This is a genomic window from Streptomyces sp. NPDC040405, from assembly GCF_055595765.1.
Map to the genome: position 1 here is coordinate 97,006 of NZ_JBVIVI010000011.1, position 23,297 is coordinate 120,302.

Annotated in this window: 21 protein-coding genes; 15 read left to right on the forward strand and 6 right to left on the reverse strand. The window is 72.9% G+C overall.

Annotated elements, in window-relative coordinates; all coding sequences use genetic code 11:
- Positions 1–18 precede the first annotated feature (18 nt).
- A complete protein-coding gene (locus ACZ59A_RS35095) occupies positions 19–969 on the forward strand; it encodes a DUF2510 domain-containing protein (protein WP_470967280.1) in 951 nt (316 codons plus the stop codon).
- 41 nt (positions 970–1,010) lie between these two features.
- On the opposite strand, the gene ACZ59A_RS35100 is transcribed toward ACZ59A_RS35095, so the two are convergent.
- Complete coding sequence (locus ACZ59A_RS35100) at positions 1,011–2,207, reverse strand: amino acid deaminase/aldolase (RefSeq protein ID WP_470967283.1); 1,197 nt, start codon at positions 2,205–2,207, stop codon at positions 1,011–1,013.
- A 450-nt stretch (positions 2,208–2,657) separates the two neighbouring features.
- On the opposite strand from ACZ59A_RS35100, the gene ACZ59A_RS35105 reads away from it, so the two are divergent.
- A complete protein-coding gene (locus ACZ59A_RS35105; protein ID WP_470967286.1) occupies positions 2,658–3,581 on the forward strand; it encodes a hypothetical protein in 924 nt (307 codons plus the stop codon).
- Positions 3,578–4,795, forward strand: coding sequence for a type VII secretion-associated serine protease mycosin (gene mycP / locus ACZ59A_RS35110; RefSeq protein ID WP_470967289.1), 1,218 nt, complete (start codon positions 3,578–3,580; stop codon positions 4,793–4,795). Before ACZ59A_RS35105 ends, mycP begins: the two co-directional genes overlap by 4 nt.
- A 51-nt stretch (positions 4,796–4,846) precedes the next feature.
- Here the strand turns inward: mycP and ACZ59A_RS35115 are convergent, their stop codons facing one another.
- Positions 4,847–5,818 carry a serine hydrolase gene (locus ACZ59A_RS35115; protein WP_470967686.1) on the reverse strand — a complete coding sequence of 324 codons (972 nt, stop codon included), beginning with the start codon at positions 5,816–5,818 and terminating at the stop codon, positions 4,847–4,849.
- Between the two features lie 120 nt (positions 5,819–5,938).
- Here ACZ59A_RS35115 and ACZ59A_RS35120 point away from each other — a divergent pair, with 120 nt between their 5' ends.
- Together ACZ59A_RS35120 and ACZ59A_RS35125 are read left to right on the forward strand one after the other, a co-directional pair.
- Positions 5,939–6,724 carry an SseB family protein gene (locus ACZ59A_RS35120; RefSeq protein WP_470967292.1) on the forward strand — a complete coding sequence of 262 codons (786 nt, stop codon included), beginning with the start codon at positions 5,939–5,941 and terminating at the stop codon, positions 6,722–6,724.
- A 130-nt stretch (positions 6,725–6,854) separates the two neighbouring features.
- Positions 6,855–7,652 carry an MIP/aquaporin family protein gene (locus ACZ59A_RS35125; RefSeq protein ID WP_470967294.1) on the forward strand — a complete coding sequence of 266 codons (798 nt, stop codon included), beginning with the start codon at positions 6,855–6,857 and terminating at the stop codon, positions 7,650–7,652.
- Positions 7,653–7,704: 52 nt separating this feature from the next.
- Here the strand turns inward: ACZ59A_RS35125 and ACZ59A_RS35130 are convergent, their stop codons facing one another.
- Complete coding sequence (locus ACZ59A_RS35130; protein ID WP_468046353.1) at positions 7,705–8,064, reverse strand: DUF1844 domain-containing protein; 360 nt, start codon at positions 8,062–8,064, stop codon at positions 7,705–7,707.
- 418 nt (positions 8,065–8,482) lie between these two features.
- On the opposite strand from ACZ59A_RS35130, the gene infC reads away from it, so the two are divergent.
- From infC to ACZ59A_RS35180, 10 genes are all read left to right on the forward strand, one after another.
- Positions 8,483–9,106 (forward strand): translation initiation factor IF-3, encoded by a 624-nt coding sequence (gene infC, locus ACZ59A_RS35135; protein ID WP_470967688.1) that lies wholly within the window; start codon positions 8,483–8,485, stop codon positions 9,104–9,106.
- A 152-nt stretch (positions 9,107–9,258) separates the two neighbouring features.
- Positions 9,259–9,453: a 50S ribosomal protein L35 gene (gene rpmI / locus ACZ59A_RS35140; RefSeq protein ID WP_055557457.1), complete on the forward strand. Its 195-nt coding sequence runs from the start codon at positions 9,259–9,261 to the stop codon at positions 9,451–9,453.
- Between the two features lie 105 nt (positions 9,454–9,558).
- Positions 9,559–9,942: a 50S ribosomal protein L20 gene (gene rplT, locus ACZ59A_RS35145; protein WP_009713826.1), complete on the forward strand. Its 384-nt coding sequence runs from the start codon at positions 9,559–9,561 to the stop codon at positions 9,940–9,942.
- Positions 9,943–10,311: 369 nt separating this feature from the next.
- Positions 10,312–11,145, forward strand: a complete 834-nt coding sequence (locus tag ACZ59A_RS35150) for a TrmH family RNA methyltransferase (RefSeq protein ID WP_470967298.1) — start codon at positions 10,312–10,314, stop codon at positions 11,143–11,145.
- A 41-nt stretch (positions 11,146–11,186) separates the two neighbouring features.
- Complete coding sequence (locus ACZ59A_RS35155; protein ID WP_470967300.1) at positions 11,187–12,380, forward strand: sensor histidine kinase; 1,194 nt, start codon at positions 11,187–11,189, stop codon at positions 12,378–12,380.
- Positions 12,381–12,538: 158 nt separating this feature from the next.
- Positions 12,539–13,669 (forward strand): phenylalanine--tRNA ligase subunit alpha, encoded by a 1,131-nt coding sequence (gene pheS / locus ACZ59A_RS35160; RefSeq protein ID WP_470967303.1) that lies wholly within the window; start codon positions 12,539–12,541, stop codon positions 13,667–13,669.
- Entirely contained in the window at positions 13,669–16,179 is a 2,511-nt protein-coding gene (gene pheT / locus ACZ59A_RS35165; protein WP_470967306.1) for a phenylalanine--tRNA ligase subunit beta, read from the forward strand. Before pheS ends, pheT begins: the two co-directional genes overlap by 1 nt.
- Before the next feature lie 250 nt (positions 16,180–16,429).
- Entirely contained in the window at positions 16,430–17,380 is a 951-nt protein-coding gene (locus ACZ59A_RS35170; RefSeq protein WP_470967309.1) for a PP2C family protein-serine/threonine phosphatase, read from the forward strand.
- A 28-nt stretch (positions 17,381–17,408) separates the two neighbouring features.
- Positions 17,409–18,746 carry a transcriptional regulator gene (locus ACZ59A_RS35175; protein ID WP_470967312.1) on the forward strand — a complete coding sequence of 446 codons (1,338 nt, stop codon included), beginning with the start codon at positions 17,409–17,411 and terminating at the stop codon, positions 18,744–18,746.
- Positions 18,747–18,840: 94 nt separating this feature from the next.
- A complete protein-coding gene (locus tag ACZ59A_RS35180; RefSeq protein WP_358622716.1) occupies positions 18,841–19,371 on the forward strand; it encodes an NUDIX hydrolase in 531 nt (176 codons plus the stop codon).
- Between the two features lie 49 nt (positions 19,372–19,420).
- Here ACZ59A_RS35180 and ACZ59A_RS35185 read toward each other — a convergent pair whose 3' ends face one another.
- From ACZ59A_RS35185 to ACZ59A_RS35195, 3 genes are all read right to left on the reverse strand, one after another.
- The gene (locus ACZ59A_RS35185) at positions 19,421–19,678 is read right to left on the reverse strand and encodes a hypothetical protein (protein WP_468046368.1); all 258 of its coding nucleotides are present in this window, start codon (positions 19,676–19,678) and stop codon (positions 19,421–19,423) included.
- A gap of 152 nt (positions 19,679–19,830) precedes the next feature.
- Positions 19,831–20,691 (reverse strand): 3-hydroxybutyryl-CoA dehydrogenase, encoded by an 861-nt coding sequence (locus ACZ59A_RS35190; protein ID WP_470967318.1) that lies wholly within the window; start codon positions 20,689–20,691, stop codon positions 19,831–19,833.
- A 132-nt stretch (positions 20,692–20,823) separates the two neighbouring features.
- On the reverse strand, positions 20,824–23,145 hold the full coding sequence (locus ACZ59A_RS35195) for a WD40/YVTN/BNR-like repeat-containing protein (protein WP_470967320.1): 2,322 nt from the start codon (positions 23,143–23,145) through the stop codon (positions 20,824–20,826).
- Positions 23,146–23,297: the final 152 nt, after the last annotated feature.

Consider the following 23,297-nt stretch of genomic DNA (forward strand, 5'->3'; position numbering starts at 1 on the left):
TAAGGTGACGGCGTGAGCATGAACACGCCCCCGGGCTGGTATCCCGATCCCGGTTACACAGGTCACGGCCCCGCCCTGCATCGGTGGTGGGACGGGTCCACCTGGACCGAGTACACGCGCGACGCCACCGCCCCGGCGGACTCGCCCTTCGGCCCGCCGCCCGCGCCCGGCTATCTGCCCGGCCAGGACGGCGGCCGGGGGCTCGGCCGCGGCCCCCGGGTCGCGGTACTCGCGCTGTCCGTGGGGGTGGTGGTCGCCGCGATCATCGGTGGCATCGTGCTGCTGGGCGACAGCTCCGACGGCGACGACGGCGACCGGGCGAACCCGCTGCCGACCGCCCCCGCCCCGCCCGGGGGCGGCGGCGACGCCCCCTCGGACGCCCCGTCCGACCTGCCCACCGACGGCCCCAGCGCGCCGCCAACCGACGATCCGAGCATCGCCCCGGACGCCGCCAGCGGCATCAGCCTGCCCGTGCTGGCGGGCTGGCAGGCGGGCCGCAGCAGCGCCGGCGGCGCGGGCGTGACCACCTCGCGCTACCCCTGCCCGGGCGACCCCTCCACCGAGTGCGTGCGCGGCGGCGCGTTCTCCCGGACCGCCAGCGGCTTCAAGGCGGACACCGCCAAGGGCATCGCCGAGGAGGACATAGCCCAGAACGCCGAGGAGTCCTACGGCACGGACGAGGACACCGACCGCAAGGCGTACGGCGGGCTCTCCTCGCACAAGCGGCTCAAGGAGGAGGCCGTCGACGTCGCGGGGGAGAAGGGCTTCCTGGTGCGCTGGAAGGTGATGACGAAGAAGGGCGACGACGGATACGTCCAGTCCCTCGCCTTCCCGTCGCCCACCGTCCCCGACACCATGGTCCTGGTGCGCTTCGGCTTCGACGTGAGCGACAAGGCGCCGCCGCTCGGCGACATGGACAAGATCGTCAAGGGCATCGAGGCACTGGCGGGCGACGGCCGGTCCATCTAGCACGGCCGCGTCGACCGAGAGGCTGCTGAGAACGGCCGGGGCTACAGGAAGGTCTGTCCCTCGCCCCGGTACGTCGGTACGGAGTCCACCACCCGGTCGTCCTCGACGAGGTGCAGCGTCGCGAAACGCTCGCACAGCTCACCGGCCTTGGCGTGCCGGAACCACACCTTGTCGCCGATCAGCAGGTCGTCGGCGGCCGTGCCCAGCAGCGGGGTCTGCACCTCGCCCGGGCCCTCCTGCGGGTCGTAGGCCAGCCCCTCCGGCAGATACGGCACCGGCAGCCGGTCCGGGCCCGCCGCCCCGGACGCCGGATATCCGCCGCCCAGCACGGTCACCACGCCCACGCCCGGACGGCGCACCACCGGCTGGGCGAAGAGGGCGGCCGGGCGGCCGCGGAAGGACGTGTAGTTGTCGAACAGCCGCGGCTGGTACAGCCCGGACCCGGCGGCGATCTCCGTCACCGCGTCCTCGGCGGCGGTGTGCTGCACGCTGCCCGTGCCGCCGCCGTTGACGAACTCCAGGTCCGCCACCGCCCGTACGGCCCGGACCACCGCCGCCCGGCGGGCCGCCAGCTCCCGGCGCGCGGTGCTCTGCATCAGCCGGATCGCGCGGGAGCGCAGCGGACGGCCGGTCACCGCGTCGCCCACCCCCGCCACATGGCCCTCGTAGCCCATCAGCCCGACCACCCGGAAGCCGGGGCGGCGCTCGATCGCCCGCGCCAGCTCGGCCAGCTGCTCGGGGGTGCGCAGCGGGGAGCGCAGGGCGCCCACGCGGATCCGGCCGCCCAGCATCCGCAGCGAGGTGTCCAACTCCAGACAGACCCGGACCTCTTCGGTCCCGGCGCGCACACTCTCGATCAGGTCGAGCTGGCCGATGTCGTCCACCATCACGGTGACGGCGGCGGCGAGCTTGGGGTCGCTGGTCAGCGTGGCGTAGCCGTCCCGGTCGGTGGACGGATAGGCGAGCAGCACGTCGTCGAAGCCCTCGCGGGCCAGCCACAGGGACTCGGAGAGGGTGAAGCTCATGATGCCCGCGAAGCCGTCGCGCGCCAGGGCCCGTTCCAGCAGCGTCCGGCAGCGCACCGACTTGCTGGCCACCCGGATCGGTTTGCCTCCCGCCCGGCGCACCAGGTCGCGCGCGTTGTCGTCGAAGGCCCTCAGGTCGACAATCGCCACGGGTGCTTCGAGATGGGCGGTGGCCCGGTCGTAACGGGCCCGGTCAGCGGCGGAGGAGGACATGTCGTGAAGCTTGCCAGACCGCGATTACCGCTGGGTAGAGGGCGGCCGGTGCGGAGGGTACCCGGCGCCCCGTAGAGTGTCGCGCACGCCACGACTGGCAGGTCAGCGGCGTGATGTCCGTATTCGGGCCGCCTGCCCGAAAGGCGGTGGGGCGGCGCGGCGAACCGGACGGAGCGGCGTGAACCAGGTCTCGATGGGCGCGAGGGGGTGCCGGTGAGCGCGGACGCGGAACAGGCGCACTCTGCTCGTCGTACGCCCCCACCTCGCCCTGCACACCCCCCGCGCACCGCGCCCACGCCCCGGTCCGCGCCCCCATCGCGCAACGCCGCCGCATCGAGCGCCCCGCCGGGTTTCGGCCCGCCCGCCTTCGATCCGCCCGCTTTCGATCCGCCGGGCTTCGGCCCGCCCGCTTTCGGTGCGCCCGGCTTCGTACCGGACCCGGAGACCCCCGTGCTCGGCGTCCCGGCGAAGGCCCCCTTCCCCCGAGGCGCCACCCGCGGCATACGGAACCCCTTCACCGCCGACGGTCCGCGCATACCGCCGCGCCCCACCACCCCGCCGAGCGCCGGAACCGGCCACCACCGCGCGCGCAGCCGCACGGTGGCCGCCGCCGTCTCCCTCGTCCTCGGCCTCGGGCTGCTCGTCGGCGCGGCGGCCGGGAGCTGGCTGGGCGACAGCCCCGGCGCGGCGCCCTCGACGGCCGACAGCTACGCCAAGGCGCGCGCCGCCTGGCACAGCGTCCCGGTGGACGACCTCTTCCCCCGCACCCTGCGCGGCAAGGGCGACGGCCCCGGCGGCGCCGACCGCCTCTGGACCCGGGTCGCGGTCGCCCCCGACAGCAGCTGCGGCGGCGGTTTCGATCCGCTGCTCACCAAGGCGCTCTCCCCGGTGGGCTGCGAACGCCTGCTGCGCGCCACCTACACCGACGCCACCAGCACCAGCGTGACCACCGTCGGCCTGCTGCTCACCTCGGCCGACCCCGCCGGGATGAAGGCGCTGCGGCAGCGCTTCACCGAGGACAAGCTGGACGAACGCACCGATCTGATGCCCCGTCCGTACGCCAGGAAGGGCACCGCGGCGGCCCGCTTCGGCGACGACCAGCGCGCGAGCTGGCGGATCCGGATCCTGACCGACGCGCCCGCCGTCCTCTACGCCGTCTCCGGCTTCGCGGACGGCCGCAAGGTCACCGACCCGCAGTCGGCGGGCGAGGCCACCCGGCGCGGCGCGACCTCCGCCCCCGCCCAGTCCGGCCTCGGCAACGACGCCCGCGGCGTCACCGACGCGACCGAGGACGCCTTCCGGCGCGCCCTGTCCGAGGCCCCGGAGGCGCCGCGGACGCCGGACGGGTCCGGAAAGCCGGGGACCGCCTCATGAAGACCGCGCGGCGCATCGCCGTGAGCCTCGCCGCCGCCGGGCTGACCCTGCTGCCCGTCGCCCCCGCCCAGGCCGACGGCATCCAGGCGCAGGAGTGGGCCCTCGACGCCCTCCACACCCGCCAGGCGTGGCAGACCACCAAGGGCGCGGGGGCGACCGTCGCCGTCCTGGACACCGGCGTCGACGACCAGCACCCCGACCTCAAGGGGCAGGTGCTGCCCGGCAAGGACCTCATCGGCTTCGGCGCCGAGCGCGGCGACCGCCCCTGGGCCCGCCACGGCACCGCGATGGCGGGCATCATCGCGGGCAGCGGACACGGCGCGGACGGCGGCGAAGGCGTGATGGGCGTCGCGCCCAAGGCCAAGATCCTGCCGGTGCGGGTGATCCTGGAGGACGGCGACCCGAAGCGCGCCAAGGCGCGCGGCTCCCGGGGCGGCGCGCTCGCGCAGGGCATCCGCTGGGCCGCCGACCACGGCGCCGACGTGATCAACCTGTCCCTGGGCGACGACAGCGCGTCCGCCCATCCCGAGCCCGCCGAGGACGCCGCCGTGCAGTACGCGCTGCGCAAGGGCAGCGTCGTGGTCGCCTCCGCGGGCAACGGCGGCGACAAGGGCGACCGCGTCTCCTACCCGGCCGCCTACCCCGGCGTGATCGCCGTGACCGCCGTCGACCGCTACGGCAACCGGGCCGCCTTCTCCACCCGCCGCTGGTACGCCAGCGTCTCCGCGCCCGGCGTCGACGTCGTCATAGCCGACCCCGACAAGCGCTACTACGAGGGCTGGGGGACCAGCGCGGCCTCCGCCTTCGTCTCCGGCGCCGCCGCCCTCGTCCGCTCCGCCCACCCTGATCTGAGTCCGCGTCAGGTCCGGCAGCTGCTGGAGCGGACCGCCCGGAGCCGCCCGTCCGGCGGCCACAGCGATGAGCTGGGCGCGGGCGTGGTCGACGCGGCGGCCGCCCTCAAGGCGGCGGCCACGACGAAACCCGAGCCCCAGCAGCCCGCCGCCGCGTCGTCGCGGCGCTTCTTCGGCGCGGGCCCCGGCCGGACCGGCGCGTCCGGCGACGAGGGCGGGGTCAACGGGACAGCGCTGTTCGCCGCCGTCGCCGGGGCGGGTCTGGTGGCCGCCGCGATCGTCCTGTGGCGCGGCTCGGGCCCCCTGCGCACCCCCCGCGCCCTGCGCCGCCTGACGGCCCCGCGCACGTCCCGAACGCGCTGAGCGCCCCCGTACGCCACCCGCCGGTGTGGGCTGAGCGTCTGGGCGACCGCCCTACGCCCGCAGTGTCGCCGCCGCTCCCACCGCCGCCCGGGCGGCCTGCTCGACCAGGGCCACGCCGGTGTTCATGTTCTTGCTGCCGTCCGAGAGCACCGCCACCAGATAGGTCCGCCCGCTCGCGGTGACCTGGCCGATGCTGTTGACGTCCCACAGCCCGGTGGAGCTGCGCGGCAGCCAGCCGTTCTTCAGCCGCGCCCCGGCGCCCGCGTCGGCGGCGGCCGAGACACCCCAGTCCTGGCCGGTGGTGATCCGCCCCATCAGCTTGCGGATGTACGCCTGGGAGTCCGCGTTCAGCGGCGAGCCGTCCCCGAACACCGCGCGCAGCAGCTTCAGCTGATCGGCGGCGGTGGTCCGGGTCAGCCCCCACAGCCCCGCCCGGCCGCCGCGGGTGTGGGTGAGCCCCAGCCGGTGCTGCGCCGTGTCGAGCCCGTCGGCGCCGCCGATCACCTTCCACAGCGCGGTCGCCGCGTCGTTGTCGCTGTGCTCGATCATCACGGTGGCGGTCTCGCGCTCCTTCGCGGTCAGCCCGCGCCGCTCGTCCTGCGCCTTGAGCAGCAGCGCCGCGAGGATGCCCACCTTGACGATGCTCGCCGTGTCGTACGGGCGGTTGCCGTACGCCGCGCTCGCCCCCGACCGGGTGTCCAGGAGGGCCACCGCGAACTCCCCGTCGCACGCGCGCGTCACCGGGGCCAGCGCGTCGGTGAGCGCCGAGCGCAGCGTACGGGCCGATGCGGCGGGCGGCGCCGCCGATGTCGTCGAGGGCGCCCCGACCTCGTTCACCCGCTCCACATCGCCTCCCTGGATGTCGCCCGCCGCGCAGCGCGGGTCGGCGCTCGGCCGCAGCTGGGTCTTCGTCGGTGAACTGGTGGCCGCCGCGCACCCCAGCAGGGTCAGCGCGAGCGCCGTCACGGTCGCGATCACGGCCGGGCGGCGCGCTCTTCGACCGGGGCCGCGACCCCGGCTCATCCCCCCTGACGTGTCGGTCTTCATGGAGGGGGAGGCTAGACGGCCCCGCCACGCGACGGGGGGCAAGGTGATGAACAACCCATGAGAGAGACCTCACGGCGGCCCCGATACCCTCATGGAGTGGCGCTCAAGAACATTCCCGACCCCGGCTTCTCCGGCGACGACGGCACCGCCGACGCCCGCCTGACCGCGGCGCTCGCCGCCTGGGCCGACGACCGCACCGCCGAACCCGAGGTGCTGGCCGCGCTCACCGAGGCACGGCTGCTCGTGCCGGTCGTGGCCATGCTCGGCGAGGTGGAGGAGGGGCCGCCCGATGGGCTGCGCGAAGCGTCCGTTGAGGGGGGTGGTGGGCGACGGGCGGGCGGGCTGCGGCGCGAGAAGACGAGCGACATGGCCGTGCCCACGCTTCAGGCGCCCGGCGGCCGCCGCGCCCTGCCCGCGTTCACCTCGCTGGAGACCCTGGCCCGCTGGCGCCCGGACGCCCGGCCCGTGGCCGTACCGCTGCGGCAGGCGCTGGAGGCGGCCGCGCACGAGAAGGCGGACACCCTGGTGCTGGACCTCGCCGGACCGGTGCCGTACCAGCTCACCGGGCCCGCCCTGCTCGCCCTCGCCGAGGGCCGGACCAGCGCCGACCCGCTGGCCGACCCGGCGGTCGCCGAGGCGGTACGGACCGTACTGGCCGCCGAACCCGAGGTGGTCCGCGCCCATCTGGCCCCGGCCGCGGACGCCGACGGCATGGTGGCGCTCGCCCTGGCCCCGGACGCCCCGGCGCGCGAGACGGCGCAGCGGGTGGCGGGCGCGCTCGCGGCCGATGAGACGCTGCGGGCCCGGCTGGTGCGCGGGCTCACCCTGGCGCTGCTGCCGCCGGACGCGACGGTGCCGGGGGAACCCCTCTTCAGCCGCTGACACCGTCCCCGTTGAACCCTCGCAAACCGCTGCTGACCTGCGACGGAACGGTCACCGGCAGGCGAAATCACCCGATACGCCCCACAATGCATAGGGCAACCGGCGGTCCGAGCTATGCGAGGAGAACGCCATGGAGACGAGAACGGTCGTATCGGAGTTCACCGGAACCGCGCTGCTGGTCCTCTTCGGGGTCGGCTCGCTGGTTCTGGCGGGCGACTACATCAACGCTGTCGGCATCTCGCTCGCCTTCGGCTTCATCCTCATCGCGATCGCCTACGCGTTCGGCCGCATCTCGGGCTGCCACATCAACCCGGCGGTCACCCTGGGCGTGCTGCTGACCGGGCGGATCGACGTCCGCAAGGCCGCCGAGTACTGGGTCGCGCAGCTGGTCGGCGGGATCGTCGGCGCCGCCGTGCTCTTTCTGCTCGCCAAGCAGGTGCCGAGGCTGCGCACGGACGACGCGTTCGGCAGCAACGGCTACGGCGGCCGGTCCCCGGTGGGCATCGGCGCGGGCGGGGCCTTCCTCGCCGAGGTCCTGCTCACGTTCCTGCTGGTCTTCGTCTTCCTCATGGTGACGCAGAAGGTGGTGATGACCGGCTTCGAACCGGTGCCGGTGGGGCTCGCGCTCGCCGCCGTCAACCTGGTCGGCATCCCGCTGACCTGGACCTCCGTGAACCCGGCGCGCAGCCTCGGCCCGGCGCTGTTCGCGGGCGGCGGGGCGCTCTCCCAGCTGTGGGTGTTCCTCATCGCGCCGCTGGTCGGCGGGGTGCTCGCGGCCGTCGTCCACCGGTTCACCCACCTCCACCCGGCGGGTCAGGCCGAGGAGGAGCAGGCCACGGAGCCGCGGTCCGGCCCGTGGGGGCGGATGCGCGGCGGACACCGCCCCGAGGCGGGCGGCCCCGAGGCGAAGGGACCGGAGGCGGCATAACCGCGGGGGCGGCATGACCCCGGGGCGCCGCGCGCCCCGGGGTGCGCCCTCGTCAGAAGACCGGGCCGGTGAACTTCTCGCCCGGACCCTGGCCCGGCTCGTCCGGGACGGCCGATGCCTCACGGAAGGCGAGCTGCAGCGACTTCAGGCCGTCCCGCAGCGGGGCCGCGTGGAAGGAGCTGATCTCGGTGGCGCTCGCCGTGATCAGACCGGCGAGCGCGTGGATCAGCTTGCGCGCCTCGTCCAGGTCCTTGTGCTGCGGGCCCTCCTCGGCCAGCCCCAGGTTCACCGCCGCGGCGCTCATCAGGTGCACCGCGACCGTCGTGATCACCTCGACCGCGGGTACGTCCGCGATGTCACGGGTCATACGGTCGAAGTCGGGGGTCGGCTGCCCGCTGTTGGCGTCGCTCATGGTGGTCGAAGGCTCGCTTCCTGGTGGATGATGGCTCCACCCTAGGACGCCGCCCGGCGGCCGCTCGTACCGGTCGGGGGAACCGGTTGTGTGACATGGGTGACGGGCCCCGCCGCCCGCCTGCCGCATGCCCGGTGAGCATCCCCCGTGGCTCCTGGTATCGTAGATAAACGACCGGCCGGTCACTCGCGTGTCCGGCCCACAAGTGGAGGCTCCGCACTCCCACCTCCCGGCCTCTGGTCGGCAGGTCATCGGTCAGGCTGCGCCCCGCGGTGATATCGCGGCGGTGCTCCCGGTCAGTGAGGAGCCCCGCCTGTGTACCGTCCGGGGCGTTTTTTGTTTCTCGGCTCGGTGGTCTCTATACAGACGTAACGCGGCAGTCCGCCAGGCGGTCGCGTGGTGCAACCGAGGAGGATCCATCAGCGCCGAGCCCCGCATCAACGACCGGATTCGCGTCCCCGAGGTGCGACTCGTCGGTCCCAGTGGCGAGCAGGTCGGCATTGTGCCGCTTGCGAAGGCCCTGGAGCTTGCGCAGGAGTACGACCTCGACCTCGTCGAGGTGGCGGCGAACGCTCGCCCGCCGGTCTGCAAGCTCATGGACTACGGAAAGTTCAAGTACGAGTCGGCCATGAAGGCCCGTGAAGCGCGCAAGAACCAGGCGCACACGGTCATCAAGGAGATGAAGCTCCGGCCGAAGATCGACCCGCACGACTATGACACCAAGAAGGGTCACGTCGTCCGGTTCCTCAAGCAGGGCGACAAGGTCAAGATCACGATCATGTTCCGCGGCCGTGAGCAGTCCCGGCCGGAGCTCGGCTTCCGGCTGCTGCAGCGGCTCGCCGAGGACGTCCAGGAGCTGGGCTTCATCGAGTCCAACCCCAAGCAGGACGGCCGGAACATGATCATGGTTCTCGGTCCGCACAAGAAGAAGACCGAGGCGATGGCCGAGGCCCGCGAGGCCCAGGCCGCCCGTAAGGCCGAGCGCCAGGGCGTCGGCCACGCGGAGGCCGAAGAGCCCGCCGAGGAGCCCGCCGAGGCGTGATCGCGAGGCGCGAGCCTCGACCGCCCACCCCGCCCGGGACCATGTGGTTCCGGACACCAACCGCAACATATGACGCTTCCGTACGCCGGACCGCGGTACCAGCCGCGCCTCCGGCCGCCCGGACAGCGCCCCGACGAGGAGTGAACGGCGACATGCCGAAGAACAAGACGCACAGCGGTGCCAGCAAGCGTTTCAAGATCACCGGCTCCGGCAAGGTCATGCGCCAGCGCGCCGGTCGCCGCCACCTTCTCGAGCACAAGCCGTCCACGCTGACGCGCCGCCTGGAGGGCAAGGTCGAGATGGCCCCGGCCGACGCCAAGAAGATCAAGAAGCTTCTCGGCAAGTGACGCATCCGCCCCGCCGAACCGGCGGGGCGCGCGCCAGGCCGACCGGGACCTATTCGTTTCCGGGCCGTGTGAGTCACCCGCGGCCCCGTACAAGGAGTTAAACAAGTGGCACGCGTCAAGCGGGCAGTCAACGCCCACAAGAAGCGCCGGGCGATCCTCGAGCAGGCCAGCGGCTACCGGGGCCAGCGCTCCCGCCTGTACCGCAAGGCCAAGGAGCAGGTCACCCACTCTCTGGTCTACAACTACAACGACCGCAAGAAGCGCAAGGGCGACTTCCGGCAGCTGTGGATCCAGCGCATCAACGCCGCTGCCCGCGCCAACGGCATGACGTACAACCGCTTCATCCAGGGTCTGAAGGCCGCCAACATCGAGGTGGACCGCAAGATCCTCGCCGACCTCGCGGTCAACGACGCCAACGCGTTCGCCGCGCTGGTCGAGGCGGCGCAGAAGGCGCTGCCGAGCGACGTCAACGCGCCGAAGGCGGCCTGACGCCGCCCGCGGCCGCGATACCGGTCGCCAGGACCCGCAGGTGACCACTCACCTGCGGGTCCACCCATGTCCCACCCCACCGCCGGTGCCCCCCCTGGGCCTCGCTCCCGGCTGCGGCCCGGTGGCCGGGTTGTGCCCACCCGTTCCGCCCCCAGCTACCGCTGGGAGGTGCCCCTGGCGGAACGATTGCCCACAACCCGGCGGCAGCGGCGTAGCCGCGATGCGCCCGGCGCGGCGGGCCGCCGCTCTCGGCCGTACCCTCCCCGGCCCACGGGGTCCGGGGGCTTGCCCCCGGGATTCGGGTAGGGGCGGGGTGGGGGAAAATCGGCCCGCACCACCACACCGCAACGAGAAGGCGCGCACCCCAAAATGGCGACCCCCGAGCTGACGTCCGTCCGATCGCCGCGCGTCACCGCCGCCAGACGGCTCGCCAAGCGCAGCTTCCGCGGCAAGGAGCGCCGGTTCATCGTGGAGGGCCCGCAGGCCGTCCGCGAGGCCATCGCGCACCTGGTCGAGGTGTACGCGACGCCCGACGCCGAGGCCCGCCACCCCGGCATCGTCGAGGCCGCCCGCGCCGCTGGCGTCCCGGTCCTCACCGCGTCCGACGACGTGATCGCGGAGATGTCCGACACGGTCACCCCCCAGGGCATCGTGGGCCTGTGCCGCTTCCTGGACTCGCCGTTCGAGGAGATCCTGCGGGCCCGCCCCCGGCTGGTCGCCGTCCTGGCCAACGTGCGCGACCCGGGCAACGCCGGGACCGTGCTGCGGTGCGCGGACGCCGCCGGGGCGGACGCGGTCGTGTTCACGGACGCCTCCGTGGACCCGTACAACCCCAAGGCGGTGCGCGCCTCCGTGGGCTCGCTGTTCCACCTGCCGGTGGCCACCGGAGTGCCCGTGGAGCAGGCCGTCGACGGCCTGAAGCAGGCCGGGGCGCGGGTGCTGGCGGCGGACGGGGCGGGGGAGCGGGACCTGGACGCGGAGCTGGACGACGGGGTGCTCGGCGCGCCCACCGCCTGGATCTTCGGCAACGAGGCGTGGGGGCTGCCGGAGGCTACCCGCGCACTCGCGGACGAGGTGGTGCGCGTTCCGATCCACGGCAGAGCCGAAAGCCTCAACCTCGCGACGGCCGCCGCCGTGTGCCTCTACGCCTCCGCTCGTGCGCAGCGCGCTCCCACAGGGTGCCGTTCCGTGACCGGGACCTAGTAGGGTTTGCCCCCACACGAGGCCCAGGAGGGGGTGTGGGGATGGACGTCAGGACCTCCGGCGCCAGGGCGGCTGCGGCCGATGCCCACGCGCCCGGACGGAAGCTGCCGGGTCCCGGCGGACACGACCGCCGGGAGCCCGGGCCCGACCCGTACGAGGCGCTGGCCGCGCTCGGCCTGCACCCGGACGATCTGCCCGACGGCCTGGTGGTGGCCGACGAGACGGGCCGGGTCACCTGCTTCAACGCGGCGGCGGCCCGCATCACCGCCATCCGCCCCGCGGACGCCATCGGCCAGCGGCTGGAGCGCGCGCTGCCGTTAGAAGACCTGGACGGCCGGCGCTGGTGGGCGCTGACCGATCCGTACGGAGGGCTGGCCACCCGCGTCGGTCAGCCTGAGCGCAATCTGCTGTTGCCCGGCGGCCACGAGGTCCTGGTCTCGGCCCGCTACGTACGCGAGCGGCCGACCGGCCCCGTGCGCCGCCTCGTCGTCTCGCTGCGCGGCACCGAGGCCCGGCGGCGCACCGAGCGCAGCCATGCCGAGCTGATCGCGACCGTGGCGCATGAGCTGCGCTCCCCGCTGACCTCCGTGAAAGGTTTCACGGCCACTCTGCTGGCGAAGTGGGAGCGGTTCACCGACGACCAGAAGCGGCTGATGCTGGAGACGGTCGACTCGGACGCCAACCGCGTGACCCGGCTGATCGCCGAGCTGCTGGACATCTCCCGGATCGACTCCGGGCGGCTGGAGGTGCGCCGTCAGCCGGTGGACGTCGCGGCCGCCGTGCGCCGCCACGTGCAGGCGCTCACCTCGGCCGGGCAGACGGCCGAGCGGTTCCTGATCAAGGTGCGGGGCCCGCTGCCCGGTCTGTGGGCCGATCCGGACAAGATCGACCAGGTGCTGGGCAACCTGCTGGAAAACGCGGTGCGGCACGGCGAGGGAACCGTCACCATCGAGGTGGCCCCCGCACCGCACCGCCCCGCGGCGGACGGCCCCGTTGTCGAAAGGACCGCCATCACCGTGAGCGACGAAGGCGCCGGTATCCCGGAGGAGTCGATGAGCCGCGTCTTCACCCGCTTCTGGCGGGGCAGCAAGCGCGGCGGGACCGGCCTCGGGCTCTACATCGTCAAGGGCATCGTCGAGGCGCACGGCGGGGCGATCACCGTCGGACGGGCCGCCGGGGGCGGCGCCGAGTTCCGATTTACGCTGCCCGTGGGCACCCCGGCCTATCTGGCCTGACCGTCCCCACGGGCTTCCCGCGGAACAGCAGACCTCCTGCGCCCCTTAGACTCGGGCCTTGGCACCTTTGGCGTCCCCTGCGGTCGCTCTGTGGTCAACAAGCGTTCGCAGCCGTCGAGCGGGGTCGCGCAGCCAACAAATCGGAAGCACGGGAAGAGATGTCGGCACCCAATAAGTCGTACGACCCTGTCGAGGTCGAGGCACTGAAACCGGAAGAGATCGCCCGGATGCGGGACGAGGCGCTGGACGCCATCGCCGCCGCGGGGGACCTCGAAGCGCTGCGCGAGGTGAAGGTCGCCCACACCGGCGACCGCTCGCCACTCGCCCTCGCCAACCGCGAGATCGGCGCCCTGCCGCCGCACGCCAAGGCGGACGCGGGCAAGCGCGTCGGCCAGGCCCGCGGCCAGGTCACCCAGGCCCTCAAGGCCCGGCAGACGGAGCTGGAGGCGGAGCGCGACGCCCGGGTGCTGGTCGAGGAGGCGGTGGACGTCACACTGCCGTACGACCGCACCCCGGCGGGCGCCCGCCACCCGATCACCACGCTCTCCGAGCGCATCGAGGACGTCTTCGTGGCCATGGGCTACGAGGTGGCCGAGGGCCCGGAGGTCGAGGCGGAGTGGTTCAACTTCGACGCGCTCAACTTTCCGCCGGACCACCCCGCCCGGGAGATGCAGGACACGTTCTTCGTCCAGGGCGCGAAGGGGGGCAAGGAGGCCGAGCCGTCCGGGGTGGTGCTGCGTACCCACACCTCGCCGGTGCAGATCCGGTCGATGATCGAGCGCAAGCCGCCGATCTATGTGATCTGCCCGGGGCGGACGTTCCGCACCGACGAGCTGGACGCCACCCACACCCCCGTCTTCAGCCAGGTCGAGCTGCTGGCCATCGACGAGGGCCTGACCATGGCCGACCTCAAGGGCACGCTCGACCACATGGTGCGGGCGCTGTTCGGCGAGGGCATGACCACCCGGCTGCGGCCGAACTTCTTCCCCTTCACCGAGCCGTCCGCCGAGATGGACATGCGGTGCTACGTGTGCCGCGGCGAGTCCGTCGGCAACCCGGACCGCCCGTGCCGCACCTGCTCCAGCGAGGGCTGGATCGAGCTGGGCGGCTGCGGCATGGTCAACCCGCGGGTGCTCATCGCCTGCGGCGTCGACCCGGAGAAGTACAGCGGGTTCGCCTTCGGCTTCGGCATCGAGCGGATGCTGATGTTCCGGCACAACGTGGAAGACATGCGAGACATGGTCGAGGGTGACGTGCGCTTCACCCGGCCCTTCGGGATGGAGATCTGATGCGGGTCCCGCTTTCGTGGCTGCGGGAATACGTCGACCTGCCGGCCGGTGAGACCGGCCGCGACGTTCAGGCCAAACTCGTCGCCGCCGGCCTTGAGGTCGAGACGGTCGAGCAGCTCGGCGCCGGTCTCAAGGGCCCCCTGGTCGTCGGCCAGGTGCTGGCCATCGAGGAGCTGGAGGGGTTCAAGAAGCCCATCCGCTACTGCCAGGTGGACGTCGGCCGGGCCAACGGCACGGGTGAGCAGCAGAACATCGTCTGCGGCGCCCGGAACTTCGCCGTCGGCGACAAGGTCGTCGTCGTGCTGCCCGGCGCCGAACTGCCCGGCGGCTTCGCGATCTCCGCGCGCAAGACGTACGGCAAGACCTCGCACGGCATGATCTGCTCCGGCGACGAGCTGGGCATGGGCGACGACGGCAGCGGCGGCATTATCGTGCTGCCGCCGGAGTACGAGGTCGGCACCGACGCGATCGAGCTTCTGCAGCTCGTCGACGAGGTCCTCGACATCGCGGTCACCCCCGACCGCAGCTACTGCCTGTCCATGCGCGGCATCGCCCGCGAGGCCGGCACCGCCTACGGGCTGCCGCTGCGCGACCCGGCCCTGCTGGACGTGCCCGCGCCCAACAGCCACGGCTACCCGGTCAAGGTCGCCGATCCGGTCGGCTGCGACCGCTTCACCGCCCGTACGGTCACCGGGATCGACCCCGAGGCGCAGTCCCCGATCTGGCTCCAGCGGCGGCTCCAGAAGGCGGGCCTGCGGCCCGTCTCGCTCGCCGTCGACATCACCAACTACGTGATGCTGGAGATCGGTCAGCCGCTGCACGCCTACGACCGCTCCCGGGTGACCGGCGCGATCGGCGTACGCCGCGCAGAGGCGGGCGAGAAGCTCACCACCCTCGACGGCACCCAGCGCGTCCTGGACGCCGAGGACCTGGTCATCACCGATGACAGCGGGCCGATCGGCCTCGCGGGTGTCATGGGTGGTGCCAACACCGAGATCGCCGACGCCACCGAGGCGGCGCGCACCACCGAGGTCGTCATCGAGGCCGCGCACTTCGCCCCGGTCTCGATCGCCCGTACCGCCCGCCGCCACAAGCTGTCCTCCGAGGCGTCCAAGCGGTTCGAGCGCGGCGTCGACCCGGAGGCCACCTCCGCGGCCGCGCAGCGCACCGTCGACCTGCTGGTGCTGCTCGCGGGCGGCACCGCCGAGGCGGGCGTCACCGAGGTCATCTCGCCCAGCGCCCCGCACACCATCACGCTGCGCGCCGACCACCCGGACCGGGTCGCGGGCGTCGCGTACGGCCGCGAGACCGTGGTCCGGCGCTTCCAGCAGATCGGCTGCGACGTCTACGGCGCGGACGACCTCACCGTCACCGTGCCCAGCTGGCGTCCCGACCTGCGCGACCCGAACGACCTCGCCGAGGAGGTCATCCGGCTGGAGGGCTACGAGAATCTGCCCGCCACCCTGCCGCAGCCGCCCTCCGGGCGCGGGCTGACCGAGCGTCAGCGGCTGCACCGCCGGGTCGGCCGCGCGCTGGCCGGGGCCGGCTACGTCGAGGCGCTGAACTACCCGTTCATCGGCGAGGAAGTACTGAACCAGTTCGGTCTCGCCGCCGACGACCCGCGGCGCGACCTGGTCCGTCTGGTCAACCCGCTCTCCGACGCCGAGCCCGCGCTGCGCACGACCCTGCTGCCCGGGCTGCTCGCCGCGCTGCGCCGCAACGCCGGGCGCGGTGAGCACGACCTCGCGCTCTTCGAGACCGGCCTCGTCTTCCGCGCGACCGGCGACGAGCCCCCGGCCGTCCGCCTCCCCGTCGACCACCGGCCGACGGACGAGGAGATCGCCCGGCTCGACGCCGCCCTCCCGAGCCAGCCGCGCCGCGCCGCCACCGTCCTCGCGGGCGACCGGCAGCAGGCCGGTTGGTGGGGCAACGGCACCCCGGTCAGCTGGGCCGACGCCGTCGAGGCGGGCCGCGTCGTGGCCCGCGAGGCGGGCGTCGAGCTGATCGTCCGCCAGGACCAGCAGGACCCCTGGCACCCGGGCCGCTGCGCGGCGCTGCTCGCCGTCGTCGACGGCGAGGAGATCCTCGTCGGCAACGCGGGCGAGCTGCACCCGCGTGTCACCAAGGCGCTCGGCCTCCCGGAGCGCACCTGCGCGATGGAGATCGAACTGGACCGCCTGGAGCGCGCGGGCGGCGGCGCGGTGACGTCTCCGTATGTGTCCACGTTCCCGGTGGCCACGCAGGATGTCGCCCTCGTGGTGGACGACTCGGCCGCCGCGGCCGACGTCGAGAAGGCGCTGCGCGAGGGCGCGGGCGAACTGCTCGAATCGCTGCGGCTGTTCGACGTCTTCACGGGCGAGCAGCTCGGTGAGGGCAAGAAGTCGCTGGCGTACGCGCTGCGCTTCCGCGCCCAGGACCGGACCCTGACCGCCGACGAGGTCGCGGTCGCGCGTGACGCCGCGGTGGCCGTGGCCGCCGAGCGCACCGGCGCCGTTCTTCGCGGCGCCTGACGGTTCCTTGCTAAGGGGCGCACCCACGGTCGTGGGTGCGCCCCTTCGTGTTGCCACCTGGGGTTCGTTGGCGGGGTGCGGGCCGGTGGTGGGGTTGTGCCCACCCGTCCCGCCCTGCGGAACGATTGCCCACAACATGCGGGACGGTTGCCCACAAGTTCACACGATCGGGTGGGAATCGGAGGGCGCTGGTCCTATTGGCAGTCGCTGTCGCGAGAATCGTTCCGGTGGCTGCGAGTGGGGGCGACGCATGAGGAAGCTCGGGATCGTGCTTGCGGGGGTGTGCGCCGCCGTCGTGTGGCTGCGGCACGGGCTCTGCGGTCCGCTGCTGGCCGCCGTCCTCGTCCTCGCGTACGCGTACCGAGGCCGCCGCTCCCGGCTGGTGCGCGAGCTGGAGCGGGCGCGCGAAGTGGCCGTCGCCGCACAGGAGGTGGTGCTGCGGCCGCTGCCGTCCCGGCTGGACGGGATCGAGATGGCGGGCGGCTGCCTGTCGGCCAGCCGCGGGGCCGCGCTCGGCGGCGATCTGTACGAGGTGCTGGCCACCGCGCACGGCCTCCGCGCCGTCATCGGGGACGTACGCGGCCATGGTCTGGCCGCCATCGGCACCGTCGCCGCCGTGCTCGGCAGCTTCCGCGAGGCGGCCCACGAGGAGGCCGAACTCGCCGGTGTCCTGCGGAGGCTGGACCGCGCGCTGCGGCGCCACCTCGGCGACGGCCGGGGCGAGGAGTTCGTGACCGTCCTGCTGCTGGAGATCGGCCCCGGCGGCGAGGTGACCGCGCTCAACTGCGGCCACCCCTGGCCGTACCGGCTCTACGAGCAGCCCGTGGGCCCCGCGCTGGCCCGGCAGACCACCCCCGGTGACGTACTGCCCCCGCTCGGCCTCTTCCCGCTCCCCGCCGAACTGCCCCTGGCCCGCTGCACCGCACTGCGCCCCGGCGACGCGCTCGTCCTGCACACCGACGGAGCCGAGGACGCGCGCGACGCGCACGGCACGTTCTTCCCGCTGCGCCACGCCCTCGGCGAGGCCGCGGGCAGCGGGCCCATCATTCCCGCGGCGGTCGTCACGGCGCTGCGGGCGGCGGTGCTGCGCCACACCGGAGGCCGCCTCGCCGACGACATCGCCCTGGTCGCGCTGCGCAACGACCGCTGTCCGCTGCCCGCGAGCTTCACACCCCGTGTGAAACGGACTTCACTACGCTGATAAGCGCAGAGTCCACCGGGAGGGCGACATGGAGCCCAACACACTGCTCGACTCCGTACTCGACGAGGCCGGAATCTCCCACGCCGGACTGGCCGCGCACATCAACGAGGCAGGCCGGGCCCGGGGCATGAAACTGCGGTATGAACACACCGCGGTGGCCCGCTGGCTGAAGGGGCAGAGACCGCGCGGCCAAGTGCCGGACCTCATCTGCGAGGTGCTCGGCGACCGGCTGCACCGCGCCCTCACCCTCGACGACATCGGCCTCGGCACCCCCGGCACCCCGCGCGCCCCCGCCACCCCGCTGTCCGGCTTCGTGGAGCGCGCCACCGCGCTGTGGCGCTCCGACGAACAGCAGCGCCCGCACGTCATAGGAGCCCCCGCGGTCACCGGCACACCCGCCGTGATCCCGGTGTGGGAATGGGAGAACCCGCCCGAGGACTCCGACGTCTCCCGCCATGGCCTCACGCGCGTGTCCATGACCGACATCGACATGCTGCGCGCCGCCCGCGCCCACTACGAGCAGATGTACCGCAAGGCCGGGGGCATCGCCACCAGAGCCCGCGTCGTCGGCTTCCTCAACTCCGAGACCGCGCCCCTGCTGCGCGGCTCCTACGGCGACGGCATGGGCCGCCAGCTGCACCGGGCGACCGGCGGGCTGGTCGCCATCGCCGGGATCTGCGCGTACGACTCCAACGCCCACGGCCTGGCCCAGCGCTACTTCCACCAGGCGCTGCGGCTCGCCAAGGCCAGCGGCGACCGGGGCCTGGGCGCGTACGTGATAGCGCTGCTCGTCACCCAGTCGCTGTTCATGAAGGAGCACCGGCAGGCCGTCGCCTTCGCCGAATCGGCGCTGCGCGCCGCGGGGTCCCAGATCACCCCGGCGCTCGCCGCCGACCTGTACGCGATGCAGGCCAAGTCGTACGCGAGACTCGGCGACGGCCACAGCGCGCTGGCCTGCATCCGGCGCGCCGAGACCGCCGCCGACCGCATCCGGCCCGGCCAGGAGCCCGACGAGACCGGCTATGTGCAGCCGGGCCTGGTCAACATCCAGGTCGCGGAGGCGCTGTTGAGCCTCGGCGACCTCGGCGCCGCCCGGGAACACGCCACCGCCGCGGTCGGCACGCCCGCGCACGACCGGGGCCGGGTGCACCGGCTCGCCATGCTCACCCACATCGAACTGCGACAGGGAGACGCGGACCGGGCGGGCGCCACGGCGGTCGAGATGACCGAAAGGGCCCGCGGCATGGAATCCCAGCGGTTACGCGACCGGCTCCGCGCGGTACGCGAACACCTGGCGGCCAGCGGCTGCGCCGCGACATCCGACGCCGCCGAACTCATCGACGGGGCCCTGCGCGTCCCGTTCTGACCGCGGCCGCCACCGCGGCCCACTCCCGGGGCCGCACCCTCGTCAGCGGTTGGCCGCGAGGATTGCCATCTCTCCGACGGAAGGTGGCCGACCAGTGCGATGGAAGAATCTCACGGAGCAGACCGTGTACGAGAACCGATGGTTCCGGGTCAACCTCGCTGACGTCAGACTCCCCGACGGCCGTCATCTGGACCACTATCTGATCAGGTTGCGGCCGGTGGCCGTGGCGACGGTCGTCAACGAGGCGAACGAAGTACTGCTGCTGTGGCGGCACCGTTTCATCACCGACAACTGGGGCTGGGAACTGGCCGCGGGCGTCGTCGAGGACGGTGAGGACATCGAGGGTGCGGCGGCGCGCGAGATGGAGGAGGAGACCGGCTGGCGCCCCGGCCCGCTGCGCCATCTGCTCTCCGTGGAGCCGTCCAACGGCCTCACCGACGCCCGGCACCACATCTACTGGGCCGAGGACGCCGAGTACGTAGGCCCCCCGGAGGACGACTTCGAGTCGGACCGCCGCGAATGGGTTCCGCTCAAGCTGGTGCCCGACCTGGTCGCGCGCGGTGAGGTGCCCGCGGCGAACATGGCGGCTGCCCTGCTGCTGCTCCACCACATCCGCCTGGGCTGAGCCCCACCGCGCGGGTCACGGCAGGCGACGGGGCACCGGCCGCGAACGGCTAGCGCCCCGCCGCCTGCCACACCGCCAGTGCCAGCGCGGATACCCCCGTCAGAGCGGCGATGGAGGGCAGCGGCCAGCGCCCGTGCTCCAGCGTGCGCACGCGCCCGGCCAGTTGGTTCAGTTCCTCCTCCGACTGCTCTCCGCGGTGGTCGTGCAGGATGAGCCGGCCGTCGACGCGGGCGAAGCCCACATCGACGCTCCGGCGGAGTTCCGCGAGCTCCACGGCTAACGCGGTCTGCTCGGGCTCGGTGGTCACGGGTTTGCTCCCCTTCCGGATGTACGTCCGTGCTGCACTGTTCACGCTCCGAGTCAACCGCGTGACGGGGCGGCGCGGGAGAGTGTGTGGGGATTGTGTGTGAGTCACCGGCGCACACCCCGTGCGAACAGCGCGGAGGGGAGCGCGTACGGCTACGCGTACTCGTAGAAGCCCGAGCCCGTCTTGCGGCCCAGTCGGCCCGCGTCGACCATGCGCAGCAGCAGCGGGGGAGCGGCGTACAGCGGCTCCTTGTACTCGGAGTACATCGAGTCGGCGATGGCCGCGATGGTGTCCAGGCCGATCAGGTCGGACAGCTTGAGCGGGCCCATCGGATGGGCGCAGCCCATCTCCATGCCGTTGTCGATGTCCTCGCGGGTGGCGACACCGGAGGCGTACATCCGGATCGCGGACAGCAGATACGGGATCAGCAGCGCGTTGACGACGAAACCGGCCCGGTCCAGCGCGTGGATCGCGTGCTTGCCGAGCACGCCCTCGACCAGCGCCTCGGACCGCTTGATGGTCTCCTCGCCGGTGGTGAGCGCGGGGATCAGCTCGACCAGCGACTGCACCGGGGCCGGGTTGAAGAAGTGGATGCCGATGACCTGGTCCGGGCGGGAGGTCGAGACGGCCAGCTTGACCAGCGGGATGGACGAGGTGTTCGAGGCGAGGATCGCGTCGGGGCGGGTGACCACCTGGTCCAGGACCTGGAAGATCTCCGTCTTGATCTGCTCGCTCTCGACGACGGCCTCGATGACCAGATCGCGGTCGGCGAACTCCCCGAGGTCGGTGGTGAAGCTCAGCCGCTCCAGCGTCGCGTCCCGCTCCTCCTCGCTGATCTTGCCGCGGGCGGCGGCCTTGTCGAGCGAGGTGGTCAGGCGGGTGCGGCCGATCTCCAGGGCCTCGCCGGTGGTCTCGGCGACCATGACCTCCAGGCCCGATCGCGCGCATACCTCCGCGATGCCCGCTCCCATCTGGCCGCAGCCCACTACTCCGACGCGTTCGATGTCGGTCACATCGTGCCTTTCGCTGAGCTTGTGATCCCCCTGTCGACCCAGACGTTACCCCCCGGTTCGGCGCGGCGGACGGGCCGGGGCCGCATTGATCCGCCCCGGCCCGCCCGTGTTCACGGTGTGCTGACCGGTCCGTTACGAGACGTCTCCGCGCAGGATCCCGCGGCCGTTCGTACCAACGTAGACCCGGCCGTAGACCCGTGGGTCGCCGGTGATCGTGGCGCCGGTCCAGCCCCACTGATGAGCGTCGTCGTTGATCCGGGTCCAGCTCTTCCCGGCGTCGGTGGAGCGGAAGAGGCCGCGCACCCCGCCGATCTTCGCGCTGGTGTAGAGCGCCTGGTACGAGGCGCCGGGCGCGGCCTTGCCGAAGCCGATGGTGTCGGCCTGCTGGACGCCCGGCAGCTTGGTGAAGGTCGCGCCGGAGTCCGTGGAGTGCCACAGCCCGTACGCGCCGCTCGCGGTGCCGCCCGCGAGCCAGATGTCGCCCTCCGCGCCCGGCACCGCCTTGAAGCGCACGCTCTCGGCGGGCAGCCCGGACGACGCCTTGGCGGTGAAGGTCGCGCCGCCGTCGGCGCTGACGTAGAAGGTGCCGGACTTGTAGCCGTAGAACTTCTTGGGGTTCTTACGGTCGGACTCGACCACCGCCCCGGCCGGGATGCCGCTCGACGCCGTCCAGGAGTTGCCGAAGCCGGTGGTGCGGTAGACGGACGACGCGCCGTCGGGGCTCCAGACGAAGCCGCTACCGTCCGCCGCCGCGGCCACCGTGCCGCCCCCGGTGACGCCGGGCGGTTCGGTGCCCTGGAACCAGTTGGCGCCGTTGTCGGTCGAGAAGGCGATGCGCGGGGCGGTGTCGTTGTTGCCCACCCGCACCACGGTGTTCGGGGTGTTCTCGGCGTAGTCCAGGCTGGTGGCCGTGGTGAACGACGGCGAGGTGTACATCTTCGTCGGCACCGCGTCGAGGTCGGTGTGGCGGAAGCCGCCGATGTCGCCGAGCGCGCTCAGCAGCGGGGCGCCGGACGGCGGGCTGGCCAGGTCGTTGACGGCCGTCTCCTCCAGGCCCTTCACCATCGGCGTGATCTTCGCCTGGCCGCCGGAGTCCCACGCGGTCAGGTTCTCGGTGCCGTAGACCGTCGCGCCGGTTCCGTACATCATCCGGTTGGAGTCGAACGGGTCGATCTCCAGCGCCTCGGTCATCCAGCCCAGCTTCGGGGTGACCTCGGGCGGTGTCGGGTTGGTGCCGAAGGACAGCCAGGGGACGGAGGAGATGTCCTGGGTGTAGCGGAAGGACCGGTTCGGGTAGCTGGTGTAGTCCCAGGCCCGGGTCCAGGTGCCGCCGGAGTCGGTGGAGCGGAAGATCTGGGTGTCCGGCCACCAGGAGCTGTAGCCGGTCACCATGAGGGTGCCGGGCTTCTGCCGGTCCACGGTGAGCCCGCTGTAGCCGAAGTAGGTGTCGCCGTCCGCCATGGGGCTGATGTTCTTCCACTCGCCGGTCGCGGTCGCATAGCGCCACACCTGGCCCTTGTCGCCGTCGTACGGGCCGCCCTTGTCGCTGGTGGTGAGGTACAGATAGCCGTTCTTGGTGTCCAGGACGCCCTTGTGGGAGAGGTAGCCGGTGGGCTGCCCGGCCACCCGGGACCAGGTGGCGCCCGCGTCGGTCGAGCGGTAGACCGTGTTGTCCTTGTCGGCCACGCCGACGTAAATGGTCTTCGTGGCGCTGCCGGACGAGCCGGTCCGCTCGTCGAACGTCACCCACACCACGCCCTGGTTGTCGCTCGCGTAGCCGCTGGTGTCGTTCGGGTCCTGGACGTAAGTGCCGGGGTTCGGGAAGGCGGTCACCTTCGACCAGCTGACCCCGGAGTCGGTGGAGCGCCACAGGCCGTTGCCGCTGGGCGCGCCGAGGTACAGCACGCTGTTCTTGTTCGGGTCGACCGCCAGCCGTTCGCCCATGCCGCGGCCCGGCATGTTCCCGCCGAGCTTGAAGGGGAGCGCGGTCGACTGCCAGGTGGCGCCCCGGTCGGAGGAGCGCAGGATCGCGCCGTTGCCCGGGTCCCAGCTGTTGGTGTACGTACCGGCCGCCACGTACACCTTGTCCGGCGCGACCGGGTCGCTGGCCAGGCTGACGACGCCGGTCCAGCCCCAGTGGTCCCAGCCCACCGAGTCCAGCAGCGGCACCCACCGCATGCCGGACTGGTCCCAGCGGTAGGCGCCGCCGATGTCGGTGCGGGCGTAGGCGAGGTTCTTCTCCTTGCGGTTGAAGACGATGCCGGGGACGAAACCGCCGCCGTCGATGCGGACGTTCTTCCAGCTGTAGCTGTCGGCCGCGCTTCCGGCCGGGGTGGTGGGGGAGTCGTCGGGGCGGGCCGCCGCGGGGGCGGCGGCCGCGGTCAGTAATCCGCCGACGAGCGCCAGCGCGGCCATGAGCGCGCCGAGCGGTGTTCTCCTGCCTCTGCTGCGCACGGGAACTTCCTCTCCGGGCGTGGGGGTGTGAGGTGTGCGGGAGGTGCGGTGAGGGTTTTGGGAGCGCTCCCATGCGTGCGTGCTTTCGATGCTAACCGCCGGATGGCCGTGCGAGAAGAGTGAAGTCACGGGGTACCCATTGCCGCCCGCCC

Coding starts and splice junctions, on each gene's coding strand:
- ACZ59A_RS35100 (WP_470967283.1), bottom strand. CDS start 2,207: ATGTCCTCCTCCGCCGCTGACCGGGCCCGTTACGACCGGGCCACCGCC.
- pheS (WP_470967303.1), top strand. CDS start 12,539: ATGTCGGCACCCAATAAGTCGTACGACCCTGTCGAGGTCGAGGCACTG.
- ACZ59A_RS35150 (WP_470967298.1), top strand. CDS start 10,312: ATGGCGACCCCCGAGCTGACGTCCGTCCGATCGCCGCGCGTCACCGCC.
- mycP (WP_470967289.1), top strand. CDS start 3,578: ATGAAGACCGCGCGGCGCATCGCCGTGAGCCTCGCCGCCGCCGGGCTG.
- ACZ59A_RS35125 (WP_470967294.1), top strand. CDS start 6,855: ATGGAGACGAGAACGGTCGTATCGGAGTTCACCGGAACCGCGCTGCTG.
- ACZ59A_RS35170 (WP_470967309.1), top strand. CDS start 16,430: ATGAGGAAGCTCGGGATCGTGCTTGCGGGGGTGTGCGCCGCCGTCGTG.
- ACZ59A_RS35115 (WP_470967686.1), bottom strand. CDS start 5,818: ATGAGCCGGGGTCGCGGCCCCGGTCGAAGAGCGCGCCGCCCGGCCGTG.
- ACZ59A_RS35130 (WP_468046353.1), bottom strand. CDS start 8,064: ATGAGCGACGCCAACAGCGGGCAGCCGACCCCCGACTTCGACCGTATG.
- ACZ59A_RS35175 (WP_470967312.1), top strand. CDS start 17,409: ATGGAGCCCAACACACTGCTCGACTCCGTACTCGACGAGGCCGGAATC.
- pheT (WP_470967306.1), top strand. CDS start 13,669: ATGCGGGTCCCGCTTTCGTGGCTGCGGGAATACGTCGACCTGCCGGCC.
- ACZ59A_RS35155 (WP_470967300.1), top strand. CDS start 11,187: ATGGACGTCAGGACCTCCGGCGCCAGGGCGGCTGCGGCCGATGCCCAC.
- rpmI (WP_055557457.1), top strand. CDS start 9,259: ATGCCGAAGAACAAGACGCACAGCGGTGCCAGCAAGCGTTTCAAGATC.
- ACZ59A_RS35095 (WP_470967280.1), top strand. CDS start 19: ATGAACACGCCCCCGGGCTGGTATCCCGATCCCGGTTACACAGGTCAC.